15 protein-coding genes and 1 pseudogene are annotated in these 17,742 nt (G+C 72.7%); 4 read left to right on the forward strand and 12 right to left on the reverse strand.

Annotated features, from left to right (window positions below):
* Positions 1–5: 5 nt before the first annotated feature.
* Positions 6–1,490: pseudogene (locus OG505_RS19385) on the reverse strand (DNA translocase FtsK 4TM domain-containing protein); the annotation flags it as partial.
* A gap of 113 nt (positions 1,491–1,603) precedes the next feature.
* Here OG505_RS19385 and OG505_RS19390 point away from each other — a divergent pair.
* Together OG505_RS19390 and OG505_RS19395 are read left to right on the forward strand one after the other, a co-directional pair.
* Positions 1,604–2,074 (forward strand): YbjN domain-containing protein, encoded by a 471-nt coding sequence (locus tag OG505_RS19390; RefSeq protein ID WP_405426300.1) that lies wholly within the window; start codon positions 1,604–1,606, stop codon positions 2,072–2,074.
* A gap of 89 nt (positions 2,075–2,163) precedes the next feature.
* Positions 2,164–3,783, forward strand: a complete 1,620-nt coding sequence (locus tag OG505_RS19395; protein ID WP_405434599.1) for a YbjN domain-containing protein — start codon at positions 2,164–2,166, stop codon at positions 3,781–3,783.
* A 68-nt stretch (positions 3,784–3,851) separates the two neighbouring features.
* Here the strand turns inward: OG505_RS19395 and OG505_RS19400 are convergent, their stop codons facing one another.
* The 5 genes from OG505_RS19400 to OG505_RS19420 form a co-directional block, all read right to left on the reverse strand.
* Entirely contained in the window at positions 3,852–5,540 is a 1,689-nt protein-coding gene (locus OG505_RS19400; RefSeq protein WP_139584782.1) for a ribonuclease J, read from the reverse strand.
* A gap of 52 nt (positions 5,541–5,592) precedes the next feature.
* The gene (gene dapA / locus OG505_RS19405; RefSeq protein WP_405426302.1) at positions 5,593–6,519 is read right to left on the reverse strand and encodes a 4-hydroxy-tetrahydrodipicolinate synthase; all 927 of its coding nucleotides are present in this window, start codon (positions 6,517–6,519) and stop codon (positions 5,593–5,595) included.
* A gap of 47 nt (positions 6,520–6,566) precedes the next feature.
* Positions 6,567–7,307 carry an FAD-dependent thymidylate synthase gene (gene thyX / locus OG505_RS19410; RefSeq protein ID WP_234588306.1) on the reverse strand — a complete coding sequence of 247 codons (741 nt, stop codon included), beginning with the start codon at positions 7,305–7,307 and terminating at the stop codon, positions 6,567–6,569.
* Between the two features lie 390 nt (positions 7,308–7,697).
* On the reverse strand, positions 7,698–8,204 hold the full coding sequence (locus OG505_RS19415) for a DUF2752 domain-containing protein (protein ID WP_405434601.1): 507 nt from the start codon (positions 8,202–8,204) through the stop codon (positions 7,698–7,700).
* A 115-nt stretch (positions 8,205–8,319) separates the two neighbouring features.
* Positions 8,320–9,549 (reverse strand): winged helix-turn-helix domain-containing protein, encoded by a 1,230-nt coding sequence (locus OG505_RS19420; RefSeq protein WP_405426304.1) that lies wholly within the window; start codon positions 9,547–9,549, stop codon positions 8,320–8,322.
* An 80-nt stretch (positions 9,550–9,629) separates the two neighbouring features.
* Between OG505_RS19420 and OG505_RS19425 the strand changes: the two genes are divergently transcribed.
* Entirely contained in the window at positions 9,630–10,181 is a 552-nt protein-coding gene (locus OG505_RS19425) for a GNAT family N-acetyltransferase (RefSeq protein WP_405426306.1), read from the forward strand.
* Here OG505_RS19425 and OG505_RS19430 read toward each other — a convergent pair.
* Positions 10,080–11,354 carry a glycosyltransferase 87 family protein gene (locus OG505_RS19430; RefSeq protein ID WP_405426308.1) on the reverse strand — a complete coding sequence of 425 codons (1,275 nt, stop codon included), beginning with the start codon at positions 11,352–11,354 and terminating at the stop codon, positions 10,080–10,082. The two genes, OG505_RS19425 and OG505_RS19430, sit on opposite strands and share 102 nt — an antisense overlap.
* Positions 11,355–11,390: 36 nt before the next feature.
* Between OG505_RS19430 and OG505_RS19435 the strand changes: the two genes are divergently transcribed.
* The gene (locus OG505_RS19435; protein WP_405426310.1) at positions 11,391–11,975 is read left to right on the forward strand and encodes a GNAT family N-acetyltransferase; all 585 of its coding nucleotides are present in this window, start codon (positions 11,391–11,393) and stop codon (positions 11,973–11,975) included.
* A gap of 49 nt (positions 11,976–12,024) precedes the next feature.
* On the opposite strand, the gene OG505_RS19440 is transcribed toward OG505_RS19435, so the two are convergent.
* From OG505_RS19440 to rpsO, 5 genes are all read right to left on the reverse strand, one after another.
* A complete protein-coding gene (locus tag OG505_RS19440) occupies positions 12,025–12,372 on the reverse strand; it encodes a GNAT family N-acetyltransferase (RefSeq protein WP_405426312.1) in 348 nt (115 codons plus the stop codon).
* A 24-nt stretch (positions 12,373–12,396) separates the two neighbouring features.
* Positions 12,397–13,149, reverse strand: coding sequence for a 4-hydroxy-tetrahydrodipicolinate reductase (dapB, locus tag OG505_RS19445; protein ID WP_405426313.1), 753 nt, complete (start codon positions 13,147–13,149; stop codon positions 12,397–12,399).
* 95 nt (positions 13,150–13,244) lie between these two features.
* Entirely contained in the window at positions 13,245–14,642 is a 1,398-nt protein-coding gene (locus OG505_RS19450) for a M16 family metallopeptidase (RefSeq protein ID WP_405426315.1), read from the reverse strand.
* A gap of 47 nt (positions 14,643–14,689) precedes the next feature.
* Positions 14,690–17,089, reverse strand: coding sequence for a polyribonucleotide nucleotidyltransferase (locus OG505_RS19455; RefSeq protein ID WP_405426317.1), 2,400 nt, complete (start codon positions 17,087–17,089; stop codon positions 14,690–14,692).
* A gap of 225 nt (positions 17,090–17,314) precedes the next feature.
* Positions 17,315–17,584: a 30S ribosomal protein S15 gene (gene rpsO / locus OG505_RS19460; protein ID WP_007456699.1), complete on the reverse strand. Its 270-nt coding sequence runs from the start codon at positions 17,582–17,584 to the stop codon at positions 17,315–17,317.
* Between the last annotated feature and the right edge of the window lie 158 nt (positions 17,585–17,742).

Consider the following 17,742-nt stretch of genomic DNA (forward strand, 5'->3'; position numbering starts at 1 on the left):
ATTGGTGTGTCCAGGGCCAGCGCCTTGCCCGCGCCGGTGGCCCCGGCGATGAGGATGTGCGGCATCTTGGCGAGGTTGGCCACCACGTAGCCGCCCTCGATGTCCTTGCCGAGCGCCACCACCATCGGATGGTGGTCGCTGGTCGCCGCCCGCGAGCGCAGCACGTCACCGAGCGCCACGTTCTCCGGGTCGGTGTTCGGGATCTCCACGCCGACCGCGCTCTTGCCCGGGATCGGGCTGAGGATCCGTACGTCCGGCGACTTCACCGCGTACGCGATGTTGCGGGAGAGCTGGGTGATCCGCTCGACCTTGACCCCGTGCCCCAGCTCCACCTCGTAGCGGGTGACCGTCGGGCCCCGGGTGAAGCCGGTGACCGCGGCGTCCACGTCGAACTGGTCGAAGACGCCGGTCAGCGCGGCAATCACCTCGTCGTTGGCCTTGCTGCGGGTCTTCGCGGCGGCGCCGGCGCTGAGCATGTTCGCCGGGGGCAGGGTGTAGTCGCCGGACAGGCCGGTCAACGCGAGCTGCTCCGCGCGGGTGGGCGCGGGCGAGTGCTCCGGCGGCTCGGCCGGCTTGCGGCTGGCCGGCACCTTCGCCGGGGCCTTGCGCGGCAGGACCATGGTCTCCTGGAGGTCGGCGCCCTCCAGGTCGTCGAAGTCGTCCGGGTCCACTGGTGGGGGCATCCGCTTCGCCGGTCGCCTGCGCGCCGGGCGGAGGGCCGTCTCGTCGACCTCCTCGGCGACGCCGGGGTCCGGTGTCGCGACCAGAGCACCGGCGAGCAGGCCCAGCCGCTCGGGAATCTTGTTGATCGGCGTCGCGGTGACCACGAGCAGGCCGAAGAGCAACAGCAGGACCAGCAACGGTACGGCCACCCACGCGGTGACCGCCCGCTCCAGCAACCCGCCCACGCCGGCGCCGACCAGGCCACCGGCGTAGTCACGCTGCACGGTGTCCGTCGGGTCCTGACCGATCTGGAGCAGCGCGGCGGTCGACACCAGCAGCGAGCCCCACCCGACCAGCCCGCGACCCCGGTGCTCCGGATCGGCGGGCTGACGCATCAGCCGCCACGCGCCGATCATCAGCAGCACCGGCACCACCACGGAGATCGCGCCCAGGAACAGCCGGATCGTGTCGGCCAGCCGCGCGCCCACCGGGCCCGCTCCGGAGAACCAGAGCGCGACGGCGCTGAGCAGGGCCAGCCCGAACAGCAGCAGCCCGCCGCCGTCGCGACGGTGCTCGGGGTCGAGGTCGCGGGCGGAGGCGGCCTGCCGGCCGGCGGCCCGCACCGCCCAACCCATTCCGTGCGCCAGCCCCATCCACAGTGCACCGATCGCGCGGCCAACGTAGACCGCCGGGCCGGGACGGGCGGGTGTGGTGCGTCGCCGTACCGGCGCCCGGGTCTTCTTCGCCGGTTGACGGGCACGGCTGTTGGTGCCACCGCGCGGCGACGCGCCGCGTCGCCGGCTCGCCTGAGAGGTACGGCCCGCCATAGAGTCACGGTAACGGTGGGGCCGGGCAGATCGCCGCTTTTCCGGGTCGTGTCCGCGCGTCGCAGCACGGACCCCGCCGCCGGTCGTGATATCCGCCTCAGAAGGGATGCCCGATGGCGTCGCCGAGACTCGAGGACGATCCGCTGGCCGGGCACCCCGGTAGGTTGCGCCCGTTGACCGACGAGCTGGTCGCCGCGGTGCTCGCCGCGCGTGGCCGGCCGGTCGGCCGCGCCGTGAACGGTGACCTCGTGGGTCGCTTCGACGACAACCTGATCTGGTTCCTGCGTCTCGGGGTGGACGGCGAGCTGCTCCAGGTCCGCACGATGGTCGCGCCCGCCTTCGGGATCGAGCAGGTGCCCGCCCTGTACGCCTTCTGCAACGCCTGGAACCACGACCGGCTCTGGCCGAAGGCGTTCGTACACGTCGACGACGGCGGCCGGGCCCGGATCTACGGTGAGGTGATCACCGACCTGGAGCGCGGGATCACGCCGCACCAGCTCGACCAACTGCTCGACTGTGGCATCACGGCCGGTTGCCAGCTCGCCGTCGCCGTCGGCCGGCTGCCCCCAGCGGTGTCGGCGTGACCGGGTGGGAGGAGGCGGCGGGCAGCCGCACCGACCGGGCGGACGGCCCCTCCGATCCTCGGGTCGCAGGTCAGCGCGTCCCGGCGCTGGTGGCCGCGCTCGCCGACGCCCGGGACCTGCCCGACGGGCCCGCTCGGCTGGTCGCCCTGGAACGGGTCGCCGAACGGGCCGACGCCGCCGGGGACGTCCGGTCCGCCGTGGACGCCCGGTTCGCCCTGATCGAGGCGTACCTGCTGCACGGCGAGCGGTGGCGGCTGATCGAGCCGTTGCGACGCTGCACAGCCGCCGCCGACCGGTGGCCCACGCTGCTCACCGACGCCGAGGCCGAGCTGCTGCCGCGCTACCAGCGCTACGCGGTGGAGGCGCTGCTCGGCACGCCTCGGGTCGGGCTGGACCAGACCCGACTCCTGCTGGACGACCTGGCGCACCGCGTCGGGGCCGACGGGCTCGACGCGCCGACCGTCGCCGAGCTCCGCTGCCGGATCGCCGACCACCTCGGCGACGAACCCGCCGCCCGCCACGTCTTCCCGGGATGGGCGGGCACGCGTCCCGGGCCGGCCGGTGGATGCCCCGGCTGCGCCCCGGCCCGACGCGCGGAACTGCTCGCCGGCTGGGGTGAGTGGCAGGCCGCACGCAGCGAGCTGCGGGCGTACGGGGCCGACGCCCAGGAGTGCACCGACCAGCCCGAACGGGCGCTGGTCGCCGATCTGCTGCCGCTGTTGCGACTCGGCGAGCCAGAGCAGGCCGCGGCGGCGCACGTGCGGGCGTACCGGCGACACCGGCGCGAGCGTTCCGCCTTCGGTTACCTCGCCACGCACCTGCGGTTCTGCGCGCTCGGCGGGCACCTGGAACGCGGGCTGGCCATCCTGGCCGAGCAGCTGCCCCGACTGGACCGACCCACCGACGACCTCGCCGCGATGGAGTTCGCCGCCGCCGGGGCGCTGGTCTGCGGGCTGGCCGAGGAGGCCGGGCTGGGGGACCGGACGGTGCACCGGCCGGCGTACGCCGAGCGCCCGGCCACCGAGCTGGAGGTGGCCACCCTGGGCGCGCTGCTGCTCGGCCTCGCCACCGACCTGGCGGGCAGCTTCGACGCCCGCAACGGCACCGGTCACCAGTCCGGTCGGATGGCGGCCTGGCTGGCCGAGCGTCCATCCGCGACGGTGGCGCCGCTGCCCGCCGACGACGAGGCCAGCGCGGACGAGGCCGGCACGCACGAGCCTGGCGCGGACGAGGCCGGCACGCACGAGGCCGGCACGCACGAGCCCGGCACGCACGAGGCCGGCGCGGAGGCGGACTCCGAGCGGGAGGTGATGGCGCTCACCACCGACATGATCACCTCGACGCTGGACCGGCGCGGCGACCGGTACCTGGTCGACGACGGCGGCACCGTGGTCGGCCGCTGGGGTGCGGCAGTGATCCAGTTCCGTCGGGCCGGCGAACGCGGCGAGGTGTTGCACACCCGGGCGATGGCCGCCCGCCGGCTGCCGACCGCGCGCCGTGCCGAGGCGTACGCCTTCTGCAACGCCTGGAACCACGACCGGCTGCTGCCCAAGGCGTACGCGCACGACCTCGACACGGAGATCGTGCTCGCCGGGGACGTGGCGACCGACCTGACCCACGGGGTGGCGCCGGCGCAACTGCTGGTGCTGGTGGACGCCGCGATCGCCACCGGCGTCGCGTACGCCGAAGCGGTGGCCGACCTGCCCTGACCGCCCGGCGGCCGACACGGCGACGCCGGCCCACCCCGAGCGGGTGGGCCGGCGTCAGCGTGACGTGTTCAGACCTCGACGACGGTGGGCACGATCATGGGCCGCCGTCGGTACGCGTCGTTGACCCATCGCCCCACCGTCCGCCGGACGATCTGCTGGAGCTGGTGCGGGTCGGTGATGCCGTCGGCGGCGGCCCGGTTGAGCGCCTCGGTGACCAGGGGGATCACCGGGTTGAACGCTTCCGGGTCCTCGGAGAAGCCCTTCGCGGACAGCGTCGGGCCGGCGACGACCTTGCCGGTGACCGAGTCGACGACCACGGTGGTGGCGATGAAGCCGCCGTCGCCGAGGATCCGCCGTTCGGTGAGCAGCGACTCGCTGACGTCGCCGACGGCGAGACCGTCGACGTAGACGTACCGGCTCTTCACGTGCCCGACGAGGCTGGCGCGGCCCTCGACGAGGTCGACCACGTCGCCGTCCTCGCAGATCACCACCCGGTCGGCGGCCACCCCGGACTCGATGCCGAGCCGGGCGTGCGCGCGCAGGTGCCGCCACTCCCCGTGCACCGGCATCAGGTTGCTGGGCCGGACCACGTTGAGCAGGTAGAGCAGTTCGCCGGCCGGGGCGTGCCCGGAGACGTGCACCTTCGCCACGTCCTTGTGCACGACCACCGCGCCGGCCCGGGCGAGCCGGTTGATGACCCGGTAGACCGAGGTCTCGTTGCCCGGCACCAGCGAGGACGCGAGCACGACGGTGTCGCCGGGGGCGATGGTGATGTGCCGGTGGTCGCCGCTGGCCATCCGGCCCAGCGCGCTCATCGGCTCACCCTGCGACCCGGTGGACATCAGCACGATCTGCTCCGGCGGCAGCGTGGTCGCCTCCTCGATCCCGATGACCAGGCCGGCCGGGATGTTGAGCAGGCCGAGGTCCCGGGCGATGCCCATGTTGCGGACCATGGACCGGCCGATCAGCGCGACCTTGCGGCCGTGCTCGGCGGCGGAGTCGAACACCTGCTGCACCCGGTGCACGTGCGAGGCGAACGAGGCCACGATGATCCGGCCCTTGGCCTTCGCGAAGATCGAGTCGAGCACCGGCCCGATCTCGCGCTCCGGGGTGACGAAGCCGGGGATCTCCGCGTTGGTGGAGTCGGACAGCAGCAGGTCGACGCCCTCGGCACCGAGCCGCGCGAATCCGGCCAGGTCGGTGATCCGGCCGTCCAGCGGGAGCTGGTCCATCTTGAAGTCGCCGGTGTGCAGCACCAGACCGGCCGGGGTCCGGATGGCCACGGCGAGCGCGTCCGGGATCGAGTGGTTGACCGCGAAGAACTCGCACTCGAACGGGCCGAGCCGCTCCCGGCCGCCCTCCCGCACGGTCAGCGTGTACGGCTGGATGCGCCGCTCGGCCAGCTTCGCCTCGACCAGGGCGAGGGTGAACTGCGAGCCGACCAGCGGAATGTCGGGCTTGTGGGCGAGCAGGTACGGCACCGCGCCGATGTGGTCCTCGTGGCCGTGGGTCAGCACGATCGCCTGGACGTCGGCCAGCCGGTCCAGGATCGGGCCGAAGTCGGGCAGGATCAGGTCCACGCCCGGCTGTTCGACGTCGGGGAAGAGCACCCCGCAGTCGACGATCAGCAGTTTGCCGTCGTACTCGAAGACGGTCATGTTCCGACCGATGGCGCCGAGCCCGCCGAGCGGGATGATCCGCAGGCCACCTTCCGGCAGCGGCGGGGGTAGTTCCGCCTCGATGTGCGCCTCGGTCACTCGTCCACCTCATTCTGCGACGCCGTCACTCGGCGCCCATCGTGTCGTTCGATCATTCGGGCAGCTCCAGGCCCGCTGCCGCGAAGTCCGCGCGCAGCTGGGCGATCTCGTCGTTGGTGGCGTCCACGAGCGGGGGTCGCACCGGGCCGGCCGGCAGGCCCAGCGACGCCAGGCCGGCCTTGACCAGGATGGCGCCCTGCGTGCGGAAGATGCCGGTGAACAGCGGCAGCAGCCGCCGGTGCAGGGCAAGCGCGGCCGGCATGTCCCCCGCGTCGTACGCCTCGATCATCTTTGCGGTCAGCACCCCGGTGAAGTGCGTCGAGGTGCCGACCACGCCCACGGACCCGACGGCCAGCGCCGGCAGGGTGAGCGCGTCCTCGCCGCAGTAGAAGGCGAGGGCGGTCCGGCTGGTCACCCAGCCGGTGGCGGTCAGGTCGCCCTTGGCGTCCTTGACCGCGACGATCCGCGCGTGGTCGGCGAGCCGGACCAGTGTCTCGGTGTCGATCGGCACGCCGGAGCGGTGCGGGATGTCGTACAGCATCACCGGCAGTCCGCTGGCGTCGGCCACGGCGGTGAAGTGCCGCAGCAGACCGCTCTGCGGCGGCTTGTTGTAGTACGGGGTGACCACGAGCAGGCCGTGCGCGCCGGCCTTCTCGGCGGCGGCGGCCAGCTCGATGGTGTGCCGGGTGTCGTTGGTGCCCACCCCGGCGACGACCCTGGCCCGGTCACCGACGGCCTCCACGACGGCCCGGATCAGGCGTTCCTTCTCCGCGTCGGTGGTGGTCGGCGACTCACCGGTGGTGCCGTTGACCACCAGCGCGTCGTTGCCCTGCTCGTCGACCAGGTGGCTCGCCAGTCGGGCGGCGCCGTCGAGGTCGAGCGAGCCGTCGGGGGTGAACGGGCTCACCATGGCCGTGAGCACCCGGCCGAAGGGGCGGGACGCCGGTCGGGTCGCGGCGTCGGGGTGGTCGTGCGTCATACCCTCCAACCTAGCGGACGACCAGCCGGAGCCCGCCGGGGAAGGGCTCAGGACGCCTCGTGCGGGCTGGCCGCCACCTCGGTGCCGTCCGGCAGCGTGGAGATCACGAAGTCGGCGAAGACGTTCGGTGCGACGCCCTGGAGCTGACGCAGGCACTCCACGGCCAGCTCACGGATCTCCACGTCGGCGTGCTCGGTGGCTCGCATGGCGACGAAGTGCCGCCACGCCCGGTAGTTGCCGCTGACCACGATCCGGGTCTCGGTGGCGTTGGGCAGCACCGCGCGGGCCGCCTGCCGGGCCTGCTTGCGGCGCAGCGTCGGGTTCGGCTCGTCGGAGAACCGCTGCTCAAGACCCTCCAGCAGCTCGGTGTACGCCCGCACGCTCGCCTCGGCGGCCTCGGTGAACTTCTTGTGCAGCTCCGGGTCGTCGGCGATCACCGCCGGTTCGACCATGGCCGCGTCCCGCTCGGGGACGTAGCGCTGGGAGAGCTGGGAGTACGAGAAGTGCCGGTGCCGGATCAACTCGTGGGTGAAGGAGCGGGACACCCCGGTGAAGTAGAAGGTGACCGACCCGTGCTCCAGCACGCTCAGGTGGCCGACCTCGAGGATGTGCGCGAGGTAGCCGGCGTTGGTGGCGGTCGCCGGGTTCGGCTTCTTCCACGACTGGTAGCAGGCCCGCCCGGCGAACTCGGCGAGCGCCTGGCCGCCCTCGGCGTCGGTCGACCACGGCACGTCGTCCGGGGCCGCGAACTGGGTCCACGCGATCAACTTGACCTGGGGCTGCACCATCTCCGGCATTCCTGGGACTGTAGTAGCCGGCGGTCCCGTGCCCAACTCGGGCTCGCGGTGCAGAAAGCGCCCAGCTACCGCAAAATCACCGGCCCCTGCGGACCATCGGGGTCGCAGGTGTCCAAGATCTCGACCGGCACGCCGACGCCCCGCCGGGTCCCTGCCACGTCCTCGGTTCCCTGTCGAGCTGCCCCATATCTGGGGCAGGCGGGGCACGACACCGGGCCCACCACGCCTTGCCCCACGCCCGGGGGCAGACGGCACCACGCCGGGCCCCACCACCACCATGCCCCACATGTGGGGCAGCTCGACAGGACGCGCAGGAAGGACCCCGCGCAGCCCGACCGAGCAAGGCCCCGCCACATCACGCAGGGCGGAGCTGGCGGGCCCTCAGACGTAGAGCGAGGTGAACGGCGCCCAGGGCAGGTTGCGCAGCACCGAGAAGGCCAGCCACGCGCCAAGGAAACCGACGATCACCTTCGAGCTGATCCGCAGCTCGGGCAGCCGCCAACCGAACGCCTGGTTTCCGGCCCAGGCGACGAAGAGGTACGCCAGGAAGGGCAGCGCGAAGACGAACAGGAAGTGGTGTCGGGCGGCGGCCGGCAGGTCGGCGTGCAGCACGTACCAGAGAGCGCGGGTGCCGCCGCAGCCCGGGCAGTCGAGCCCCGTGGTCAGCTTGAGCAGGCAGGTAGGCGCGGCGTCCGGGTCGGCGTGGGCCGGGTTGCTCAGCAGCGCGTAGCCCATGCCGAGGCCGACGCACCCGACAGCTGCCAGCGGCCCCGCCCAGCGCGGTGAACGCGCGTGGACTCGCAGCACGAACCGGGTGAGCCGGTCCCCCGGGTGCTCAAACTTGGGAACCATCGGCCAAGCGGCCGGACCTGGGTTCGGCGAACCCATGCCGGCAGGGCCCACGCCGGTCGGGCCCACGCCGGTCGGGTCGGCCGGCACGGTGTGCACCGGCCCGGGGGCGGGCTGCGGCTGGTCGACCGGTCCGGGAACGCTCGTCACACGCTCACGCTACACCGGACACGCCGGTCAACGCGGCGGTGAGCGGACCGGCCAGGTCGCCGGCCGCGGGCGGCGCCACCGCGTCCAACCCGAGCCAGCCGGCGAGCCGGTACAGCTCGACGGCGAGCGCCACGGCGGTCTCCCCCGGGTCGGCGCCGGGCTCGACCCAGGCGGCCGGCACGAGCAGCACCCCGGCCTTGCGGTCGGCCTTCAGGTCGACCCGGGCGGTGAACCGGTCGCCCTGCAGGAACGGCAGCACGTAGTAGCCGTACACCCGCTGCGGCGCGGGGACGTAGATCTCGATGCGGTAGCTGAAGCCGAACAGCCGCTCGGCGCGGGCACGTTCCCAGACCAGCGGGTCGAACGGGCTGACCAGCGTGTTGGCCCGGATCCACCGGGGCAGCCGGGCGGACGCGTGCAGCCAGGCCGGCTGTCGCCAGCCCGCCACGGTGACCGGCACCAGCTCACCGGCCTCGGCCAGCTCGGCGACTGCCTGCCGGGCGCCGGCCAGTGGCAGCCGAAAGTAGTCGCGCAGCTCCGGCTCGGCAGCCACCCCGAGCGACCGCGCCGCCAGGGCCACCAGAGCGCGGTACGCCTCGGCGTCGGTCGGGGTGGGCGCGGCCAGCACGGCCGGCGGAAGCACCCGCTCGGGCAGGTCGTAGCGGCGGGCGAAGGACGTGCTGCGCTCGGCGGCGGTCACCTCGCCGGCCCAGAACAGGAACTCCAGGGCCCGCTTCACCGCCGACCAGTTCCACCCCCAGTTGCCGGTCTCCCGGGGGGCGTCGTGCTCGATCTCGGCGGCGGTCAACGGGCCCCGCACGGCCACCTCGTCGCGGACCCACGCGACCAACTCCGGCTGCTCCTGTGCGATGCGTCGCATGCCACCCCAGGATTCGCTGTGCGCGCGGGCCATCCGCCAGCGCAGCAGCGGGTGCAGCCCCACCGGGACCAGGGACGCCTCGTGGCCCCAGTACTCGAACAGCTCGCGGGGGCGCCGGTAGGCGGCCTGGTCGAGCAGCGTGGTGGGGTACGGACCGAGCCGGCTGTAGAGCGGCAGGTAGTGCGCCCGTTGCAGCACGTTGACCGAGTCCATCTGGATCAACCCGACCCGGTCGAGGACCCGGCGCAGATGTCGACGGGTGGGCACTCCGACCGGCGGCGGGTCGGCGAAGCCCTGAGCGGCGAGTGCCACCCGGCGGGCCTGGGCGAGTGAGAGTGCTTCCGGTGCGGCCATCGTCGGCGACGATAAATCATCGGTACGACGCCGGTGCGGGAAGCTGGACTCCGACCGCCACGGGGGCATAGAACGGTGCAATGCTGACCATCCGCCGGGAGGAGCCCGACGACGCCGAGGCGGTCGCCCGGGTGCACGTGCACGGCTGGCAGGCGGGTTACGCCGGCTTCATGCCGGACGAGGTGCTCGGACGGCTCAACGTGGTGGCCTGGGCGCAGCGCCGTCGTGACCTGGGCACCGCCGACCCGGAGCACCCGTTCAGCACCCTGCTCGGCGAGGTGGACGGGCTGGTCGTCGGCTTCACCACGTTCGGGCCGTACCGCCGCAACCAGGACCGCGACGATCTGGACCCGACGGTCGGCGAGGTGCTGGCGCTCTACGTCGAGCCGGCGTTCTGGGGCGACGGGACGGCCACCGCGCTGCTCGCCGCCGCCCGCGCCGGGCTCAGCGAGCGGGGCTGGACCGGCTACCGGCTGTGGGTGCTGGCGGACAACCGGCGGGCCCGCCGGTTCTGCGAACGGGCCGGGCTGTCACCGGACGGTGAGCGATCGACCTACCAGGTCCCGCTCGCCGGCGGGCGCGGGCCGGTCGGGCTGGTCGAGCTGCGGTACGCCGGCCGTCTCGACGACTGACCTGCCCGGTGTCAACCACCGGCGGACCGGCAGGAAGGCCAGCAGGGCCAGGCTGATCCAGACGTACGCGTTGCTGCCGACGAAGCCGTCGACGCCGGTGAAGTCCTTCTCCCAGAACCAGACGGTGCGGCTGATCAGCAGCACGTACCCGATGGTCGCGGCGGCCAGCAGGACGCGCCGGCGGCGGCCGGACGGCGCGGCCATCGCGTTGTCGACGAGCAGGATCAGCCCGGGCAGCAGCCAGACCAGGTGGTGCACCCAGGTGACCGGGCTGACCAGGCACATCACCGCGCCGGTCAGGGCCAGGCCGGTCGCCTCGTCACCGGCGGCGACCGCCGTGCGGGACCGCCAGGCCCAGAGCGCCAGGGTGCCGAGCACCAGCAGCAGCCAGAGGACCGTGCTCGGGTGCTGCGGGTCGAGCCGGGCGACCACCCCGCGCAGCGACTGGTTGGAGACGAACGCCAGCTCGCCGACCCGCCCGGTGTTCCACAGGGCCTCGGTCCAGAACTCCCGGGAGGCGTCCGGGAAGAGCGCGCCGGCCAGCAGCGTCACCCCGGCGGCCGCGCCGCTGGCGGTGAGCGCCGCCCGCCACCGCCCGGTGACCAGCAGATAGACGATGAAGATGCCCGGGGTCAACTTGATCGCGGTGGCGAGCCCGATGCCCACACCGGCCCACCGGTTGCCGGCCGGCAGCAGCCGCAGCAGGTCCACCGCCACCAGGAAGAGCAGCAGCGTGTTGACCTGGCCGAAGTTCACCGTCTCGCGCATCGGCTCGAACGCGGCGGCCAGGCAGAGCGCCACGGCGAGCGCGAACCACCGGGTCCAACCCGCGCGGCGGGCGATCGGGTCGACCAGCCACCAGATCAGAAGCGTGGTGGTGAACACGCTGGCGAGCACGCTCACCACGATCGCGGCCGACCACGGCAGGTACGCCATCGGCAGCATGACCAGCGCCGCGAACGGCGGATAGGTGAAGCCGTACTGGGTGCCCGGTTTGAGGTAGTCGTAGATCTCCCCGCCGTCGTGCACCCACCACGTCAACGCGCCGTAGTAGACCTTCAGGTCGAAGAATCCGTGCCGGACGGCCGCGACGGCGAGGAACGCGGTGACCGCCGCGGCGAGCACCACCACCCCCACGACCTGCACGGTCGTCCTGTTGGCACCCTGCGCCACCGTCGCCTCCCTGGCCCTTGAGTAGGCTTGCGTCCCATGGCTCTCGGGTACGTCCGCCCGGCGCGTCCCGAGGACGCCGGCGAAATCGCACGCATCCAGCTCGCGACCTGGCGGGTCGCGTACCGCCGCATCCTGCCTCGGCATGTGCTCGACAACCTGGACGAGGCGTTCCTCGCCCGGCGGTGGAGCGCCGCGGTGCTGGAGCCGCCCTCGGGCGCGCACCGGGTGCTGGTCGCCGTCGAACAGGCCGAGCAATCGTATCTGGTGGGGTTCGCCGCCTCCGGTCCGGCCGACGGCGAGGCGCTCGCCCCGGGTGAGCCGGCCGACGCGCTCGGCCCGGACGTGGCGGCGGTGACCGACCTGCTGGTCGAGCCGCGCTGGGGCCGGCGGGGGCACGGCAGTCGGCTGCTCGCCGCCACCGTCGACCTGTGGCGGGAGGACGGGCTGAGTCGGGCGGTGGCCTGGGCGTTCGACGGTGACGAGGCGACCCGCAAGTTCCTCACCAGCACCGGTTGGGAGCCCGACGGCGCGGCCCGCGCGCTGGACGTCGACGACATGCTGGTACCCCAGGTCCGCCTACACGTAGGCGTCCCGGCAGAAAAGGTGCCCACAGAAGAGTGACCTGACCGCCCACCCCGCCCCGCCGGGTCGGCTGAGGCGGGGTTGGGGTTTAGCCCTCTCGGGCAGCCAGCCAGGGGGCCAGCGTCTGCACGGTGGCCCTGCCGACGCCCCGGCCCTGCTCGGCGGCGTCGATCAGCATCCCGCCGATCCAGTGCGAGCCGTCGTCGTCCACGCCCCACATGACGTGGCCGACGACCGTCTCGTCGGCGTACACGGCGAGCGAGGTCCACACCTCCGAGCGCATGCTGAGCAAGAGGTAACGCGCGCCCAGCGCGGCCACGAACCGGCGCTGGTCGTCACGCGGGGCGACGTCGGCCACAGCCCGCCAGTTGTCGTCGTCGACCGGCCGGAGCGTTACTCGTCGCCCGGCCCGGTCCAGGTGACCCTCATTGATCATCCGCCGGGTGCTACCCGCTCCCCGTCAGTCGAGCAGGGCGTCCAGGCCGACGGTCAGGCCGGGGCGGTTGCGCACCGCGCGGACGGCCAGCAGCACGCCCGGCATGAACGACACCCGGTCGTACGAGTCGTGCCGGATGGTCAGCGTCTCGCCGGTGGTGCCGAAGAGCACCTCCTGGTGGGCGACGAGCCCGGTGGCGCGCACGGCGTGCACGCGTACCCCGTCGATGTCGGCGCCGCGCGCGCCCGGCACCTCGTCCTTGGTGGCGTCCGGCGCCGGGCCGAGACCGGCCTCGGCGCGGGCCCGGGCGATCTGCCGGGCGGTGTGGGTGGCGGTGCCGCTCGGGGCGTCCAGCTTGCGCGGGTGGTGCTGCTCGATGATCTCGACGGACTCGAAGTGCCGGGCGGCCCGCGCGGCGAACTGCATCATCAGCACCGCGCCGATACCGAAGTTCGGGGCGATGACCACGCCCACCCCGGGCTTGTCGGCCAGCCAGCCACGCACCTGCTCCAGCCGCTGCTCGGTGAAGCCGGTCGTGCCGACCACCGCGCTGATGCCCTGGTCGATGCACCAACGCAGGTTGTCCATGACGACGTCCGGTGTGGTGAAGTCGACGACCACGTCGGCGCCGGAGACGGCGGAACGGCTGTCGCCCTGGTCGATCGACGCCGCCAGTTCGAGGTCGTCGGCGGCGGCGACCGCCTTGCAGACCTCGATGCCCATCCGGCCGCGGGCACCAAAAACACCGACCCGGGTCTTCTCCTGCTCGTCAGTCACGCGGCACAACCTATCCCAATCGGGACGTGCCACCGCCGCCGGATCCGGTCCGCTCCACCGACCGGGACGTGCCCCGGCCCTGCGGGCAACGGCCCTCAGGAGGAGAAGTCGCCCTCGCCGAACGGGCCGACGACGGCCAGCGACATCGGCCGGCTGAGCAGCTCGGCGGCGAGGGTGTTCACGTCCGCCACGGTGACCTCGTCGACCCGCCGGAGCAGCTCGTCCACCGGCATCAGGTCGCTGTAGAGCAGCTCACCCTTGGCCAGCCTGCTCATCCGGGAGCCGGTGTCCTCCAGACCGAGCACGAACGCGCCCTTGCTCATCCCCTTGCCCCGCGCGACCTCTGCCTCGGTCAACCCGTCGGCGGCCACCCGGGCCAGCTCGGCGCGGGTCAGGGCCAGCACCTCGTCCACCTTGCCCGGCGCGCAGCCGGCGTAGACGGCGAACAGGCCGCTGTCGGCGTACTGGCTGGCGTAGGAGTAGACCGAGTACGCCAGGCCGCGCTGCTCGCGGATCTCCTGGAACAACCGGCTGGACATGCCGCCACCGAGCACGTTGTTGAGCACCCCGAGGGCGAAGCGCCGCTCGTCGAGACGATCGATGCCGGGGCAGCCGAGAATGACGTGCGCCTGCTCGGTCTCCTTCGGCTCCACCAGGGTGGTGGCCGGCTTGGTCCGTACCGCCGGGGTCGCCCCGCGGTGCGGTGCCGGGGAGGCCGGGTCGCTGTCCAGTGGAGTGCCCCGCACGGCCTGGCGGACCATCTTGACCACCGTGGCGTGGTCGAGGTTGCCGGCGGCGGCGATGACGATCTGCGGCGCGGTGTAGTGCCCCCGGTAGAAGCTCTGGATCTGCCGGCGGGTCATCGGCGTGACGGTCTCCTCGGTGCCGGAGATCAGTCGGCCCAACGGGTGGTCGCCGTAGACGGCCCGGGCGAAGAGGTCGTGCACCTCGTCACCGGGTTCGTCGTCGTGCATGGCGATCTCCTCCAGGATCACGCCACGCTCGGTCTCCACGTCGGCCGGCTCCAGCAGCGAGTCGGCGACCAGGTCGCACATCACGTCGATCGCCAGCGGCAGGTCCTCGTCCAGCACGCGGGCGTAGTAGCAGGTGTATTCCTTCGTGGTGAACGCGTTCGTCTCACCACCGACCGCCTCGATCCGCGACGAGATCTCCAGCGCGGTGCGCTTGTGGGTGCCCTTGAAGAGCAGGTGCTCCAAAAAGTGCGCAGCGCCGGCCTGCGGACGGGTCTCGTCCCGCGAACCCACCGCCACCCAGATGCCGAAGGACACGCTGCGCATCGCCGGGATCGCCTCGGTGAGCACGCGCAGGCCGCTGGGCAGCACGGTACGTCGTACCGTGCCGCCCAGCGGGTCGTCGCTGAGCGTCCGGGTCACCGCGCGGGCGGCGCCGCCGGAGCGGCCCGCCCCGGTGTCCCGAGACGGGGCCACCCCCCGTCGATCCGGTGGAAACGGCGCACTGAAGGCCCGACTCACGTGTTGCTCCCGGTTCGACGAGGGGTGGGTGTTGCAGGTGCTGGTGGTCAGCTGTGCCGGGTCCGGCGGCGCGGACGCTCGCCGCCCTCGCCACCCTCGCCGCCGCCACCGTTGCCGCCGCCTTCGCCACGGTCGCCACGCTCCGGGCCACGCCCGCCCCGGTCGCCGCCACGCTCGCGGTCGCCCCGGTCACGTGGACCACGGTCGCCCCGGTCGCGGCTGGCCGGCCGGTCGCCACCGGTGGCCTCGCCGGCGGCCGGCGCCTCGGCGCCCTCCGGGCGGACCTTGTCCAGGTAGATCTTGCCGCGGGCGTCGATGTCAGCGATCTCGACCTCGACCCGGTCACCGACGTTGAGGAAGTCCTCGACGCGCTCGACCCGCTTGCCGTCGCCCACCTTGGAGATGTGCAGCAGGCCGTCGCGGCCCGGCAGCAGCGAGATGAACGCGCCGAACGCGGCGGTCTTGACCACCGTGCCGAGGAACCGCTCGCCCTGCTTGGGCAGCGTCGGGTTGGCGATCCCGTTGATCCGGTCGACGGCCGCCTGGGCCGACGGGCCGTTGGTGGCGCCGACGTAGATCGTGCCGTCGTCCTCGATGGAGATCTCGGCGCCGGTCTCGTCCTGGATCGCGTTGATGGTCTGACCCTTCGGGCCGATCACCATGCCGATCTTGTCCACCGGGATCTTGACGGTGGTGACCCGCGGCGCGTAGTCCGACATCTCGGCCGGAGCCTCGATCGCGGCCTTCATGACACCGAGGATGACCTGCCGGGCCTCGTTGGCCTGCTGCAACGCGGCGGCCAGCACGTCCGACGGGATGCCGTTGAGCTTGGTGTCGAGCTGGAGCGCGGTGACGAACTCCGGCGTGCCGGCGACCTTGAAGTCCATGTCACCGAACGCGTCCTCGGCACCGAGGATGTCGGTCAGCGTCACGTACTGGGTCTTGCCGTCCACCTCGTCCGAGATGAGACCCATCGCGATGCCGGCGACCGGCGCCTTCAGCGGCACACCCGCGGAGAGCAGGCCCAGCGTCGACGCGCAGACCGAGCCCATCGAGGTGGAGCCGTTGGAGCCGAGCGCCTCGGAGACCTGCCGGATGGCGTACGGGAACTCTTCGCGCGACGGCAGCACCGGGATCAGCGCACGCTCGGCGAGCGCGCCGTGGCCGATCTCGCGACGCTTCGGCGAGCCGACCCGGCCGGTCTCACCGGTCGAGTACGGCGGGAAGTTGTAGTTGTGCATGTAGCGCTTGCGGTTCTCCGGGGACAGCGTGTCCACCATCTGCTCCATGCGGAGCATGTTCAGCGTGGTGACACCCAGGATCTGGGTCTCGCCCCGCTCGAACAGCGCCGAACCGTGCACCCGGGGCAGCACGCCGACCTCGGCGGTCAGCGGCCGGATGTCGCGCGGGCCGCGGCCGTCCATGCGGACCTGCTCGCGCAGCACGCGGTTGCGCACCTCGGACTTGGTCAGCGAGCGGAAGGCGGCGCTGAGCTCCTTCTCCCGACCCTCGAACCGAGCGCCCAACTCCTCGGCGACCCGGACCTTGACCCGGTCCAGGGCCTCCTCACGGTCGGCCTTGCCGGCGATGGTGATCGCCTCGGCCACCTCGCCGCGGGCGAACTCGGCCACCGCGTCGTACACGTCGTCCTGGTAGTCCAGGAAGACCGGGAACTCGGTGACCGGCTTGGCGGCGACCTCGGCCAGCTCGCTCTGCGCGCGGCACAGCTCACGGATCGCCGGCTTGGCGGCCTCCAAGCCGCTGGCGACGATCTCCTCGGTCGGGGCGGTGGCGCCGGCCGAGATGAGGGCGACGGCGTTCGGGGTGGCCTCGGCCTCCACCATCATGATCGCGACGTCGCCGTCGTCGAGGGTGCGGCCGGCCACGACCATGTCGAAGGTGGCGCGGGCCAGCTCCTCCAGGGTCGGGAAGGCGACCCACTGGCCGTCGATGTGGGCGACCCGGGTCGCGCCGATCGGGCCGGAGAACGGCAGGCCGGAGAGCTTGGTCGACATCGAGGCCGCGTTGATGGCCACCACGTCGTACGGGTGCTGCGGGTCGAGCGCGAGGATGGTCTCGACGACCTGGACCTCGTTGCGCAGGCCCTTGACGAAGGACGGGCGCAGCGGCCGGTCGATCAGCCGGCAGGTGAGGATCGCGTCCTCGCTGGGCCGGCCCTCACGGCGGAAGAACGAGCCGGGAATGCGGCCCGCGGCGTACATCCGCTCCTCGACGTCGACGGTCAGCGGGAAGAAGTCGAACTGCTCCTTCGGGTGCTTACCGGCGGTGGTGGCGGAGAGAACCACCGTCTCGCCCAGCTGGGCGATGACGGAACCGGCGGCCTGGCGAGCCAGCCGACCGGTGGAGAAGGTGATCTCGCGGGTGCCGAAGGACCCGTTGTCGATCACGGCGGTGCGGGATTCGGTGCCGAGTTTGGTCTCGGTCATGTGCTGTCGTGCTCCTTCGCGTCGTGGGCCCGCGACGTCGGGGAGCTGCTCAGCCGGCCGGTCTTCGATCGAAGCGCCCGGGTGCCGGCGTGCTGCCGGGTTCCCGGGGGCCACTACCGGAGACCGGTACGCTGACCGGCTCCCTCTCGGGTTGGTCGCGCGACCCGTGTTCTTCAGGTGGGACGCCGATCGGGGGAGCGGCCGGTCGGCCACTCCCCCGTCACGTCACCGGCGCAGGCCGAGCCGCTCGATGAGCGTCCGGTAGCGGGCAATGTCCTTCTTCTGGACGTAGTTGAGCAGCCGACGGCGACGGCCGACCAGCAGCAGCAGCCCACGGCGGCTGTGGTGGTCGTGCTTGTGCACCTTCAGGTGCTCGGTCAGCTCGGCGATCCGCTTGGTGAGGACCGCGACCTGGACCTCCGGCGAACCGGTGTCGCCCTCGGCGGTCGCGTACTCCGCGCGGATGCTGGCCTTGGCTTCCTGGTCGAGCGCCATGTTCTCCCTGTTTCGATGGGTTGATCAAGTAGGTGTCCGTCGTCCCGGTGGACCGGGAACGGACCGGTACCTCGCACCCGCGGCGTCGAGCAGGCACGCGAGGCCCCACGCCGGCCACCCGACGTCCCCGCAAGACTAGCAGCACCGACGGGTAACAC

Source organism: Micromonospora sp. NBC_00617 (assembly GCF_045161355.1).
Classification (GTDB): Bacteria; Actinomycetota; Actinomycetes; order Mycobacteriales; family Micromonosporaceae; genus Micromonospora.

What these genes read in the sequence shown, in the direction of transcription:
- OG505_RS19390 (WP_405426300.1), top strand. Translation starts at nt 1,604, where the DNA reads ATGGCGTCGCCGAGACTCGAGGACGATCCGCTGGCCGGGCACCCCGGT.
- dapA (WP_405426302.1), bottom strand. Translation starts at nt 6,519, where the DNA reads ATGACGCACGACCACCCCGACGCCGCGACCCGACCGGCGTCCCGCCCC.
- thyX (WP_234588306.1), bottom strand. Translation starts at nt 7,307, where the DNA reads ATGGTGCAGCCCCAGGTCAAGTTGATCGCGTGGACCCAGTTCGCGGCC.
- OG505_RS19415 (WP_405434601.1), bottom strand. Translation starts at nt 8,204, where the DNA reads ATGGGTTCGCCGAACCCAGGTCCGGCCGCTTGGCCGATGGTTCCCAAG.
- OG505_RS19420 (WP_405426304.1), bottom strand. Translation starts at nt 9,549, where the DNA reads ATGGCCGCACCGGAAGCACTCTCACTCGCCCAGGCCCGCCGGGTGGCA.
- OG505_RS19425 (WP_405426306.1), top strand. Translation starts at nt 9,630, where the DNA reads ATGCTGACCATCCGCCGGGAGGAGCCCGACGACGCCGAGGCGGTCGCC.
- OG505_RS19435 (WP_405426310.1), top strand. Translation starts at nt 11,391, where the DNA reads ATGGCTCTCGGGTACGTCCGCCCGGCGCGTCCCGAGGACGCCGGCGAA.
- OG505_RS19440 (WP_405426312.1), bottom strand. Translation starts at nt 12,372, where the DNA reads ATGATCAATGAGGGTCACCTGGACCGGGCCGGGCGACGAGTAACGCTC.
- OG505_RS19455 (WP_405426317.1), bottom strand. Translation starts at nt 17,089, where the DNA reads ATGACCGAGACCAAACTCGGCACCGAATCCCGCACCGCCGTGATCGAC.
- rpsO (WP_007456699.1), bottom strand. Translation starts at nt 17,584, where the DNA reads ATGGCGCTCGACCAGGAAGCCAAGGCCAGCATCCGCGCGGAGTACGCG.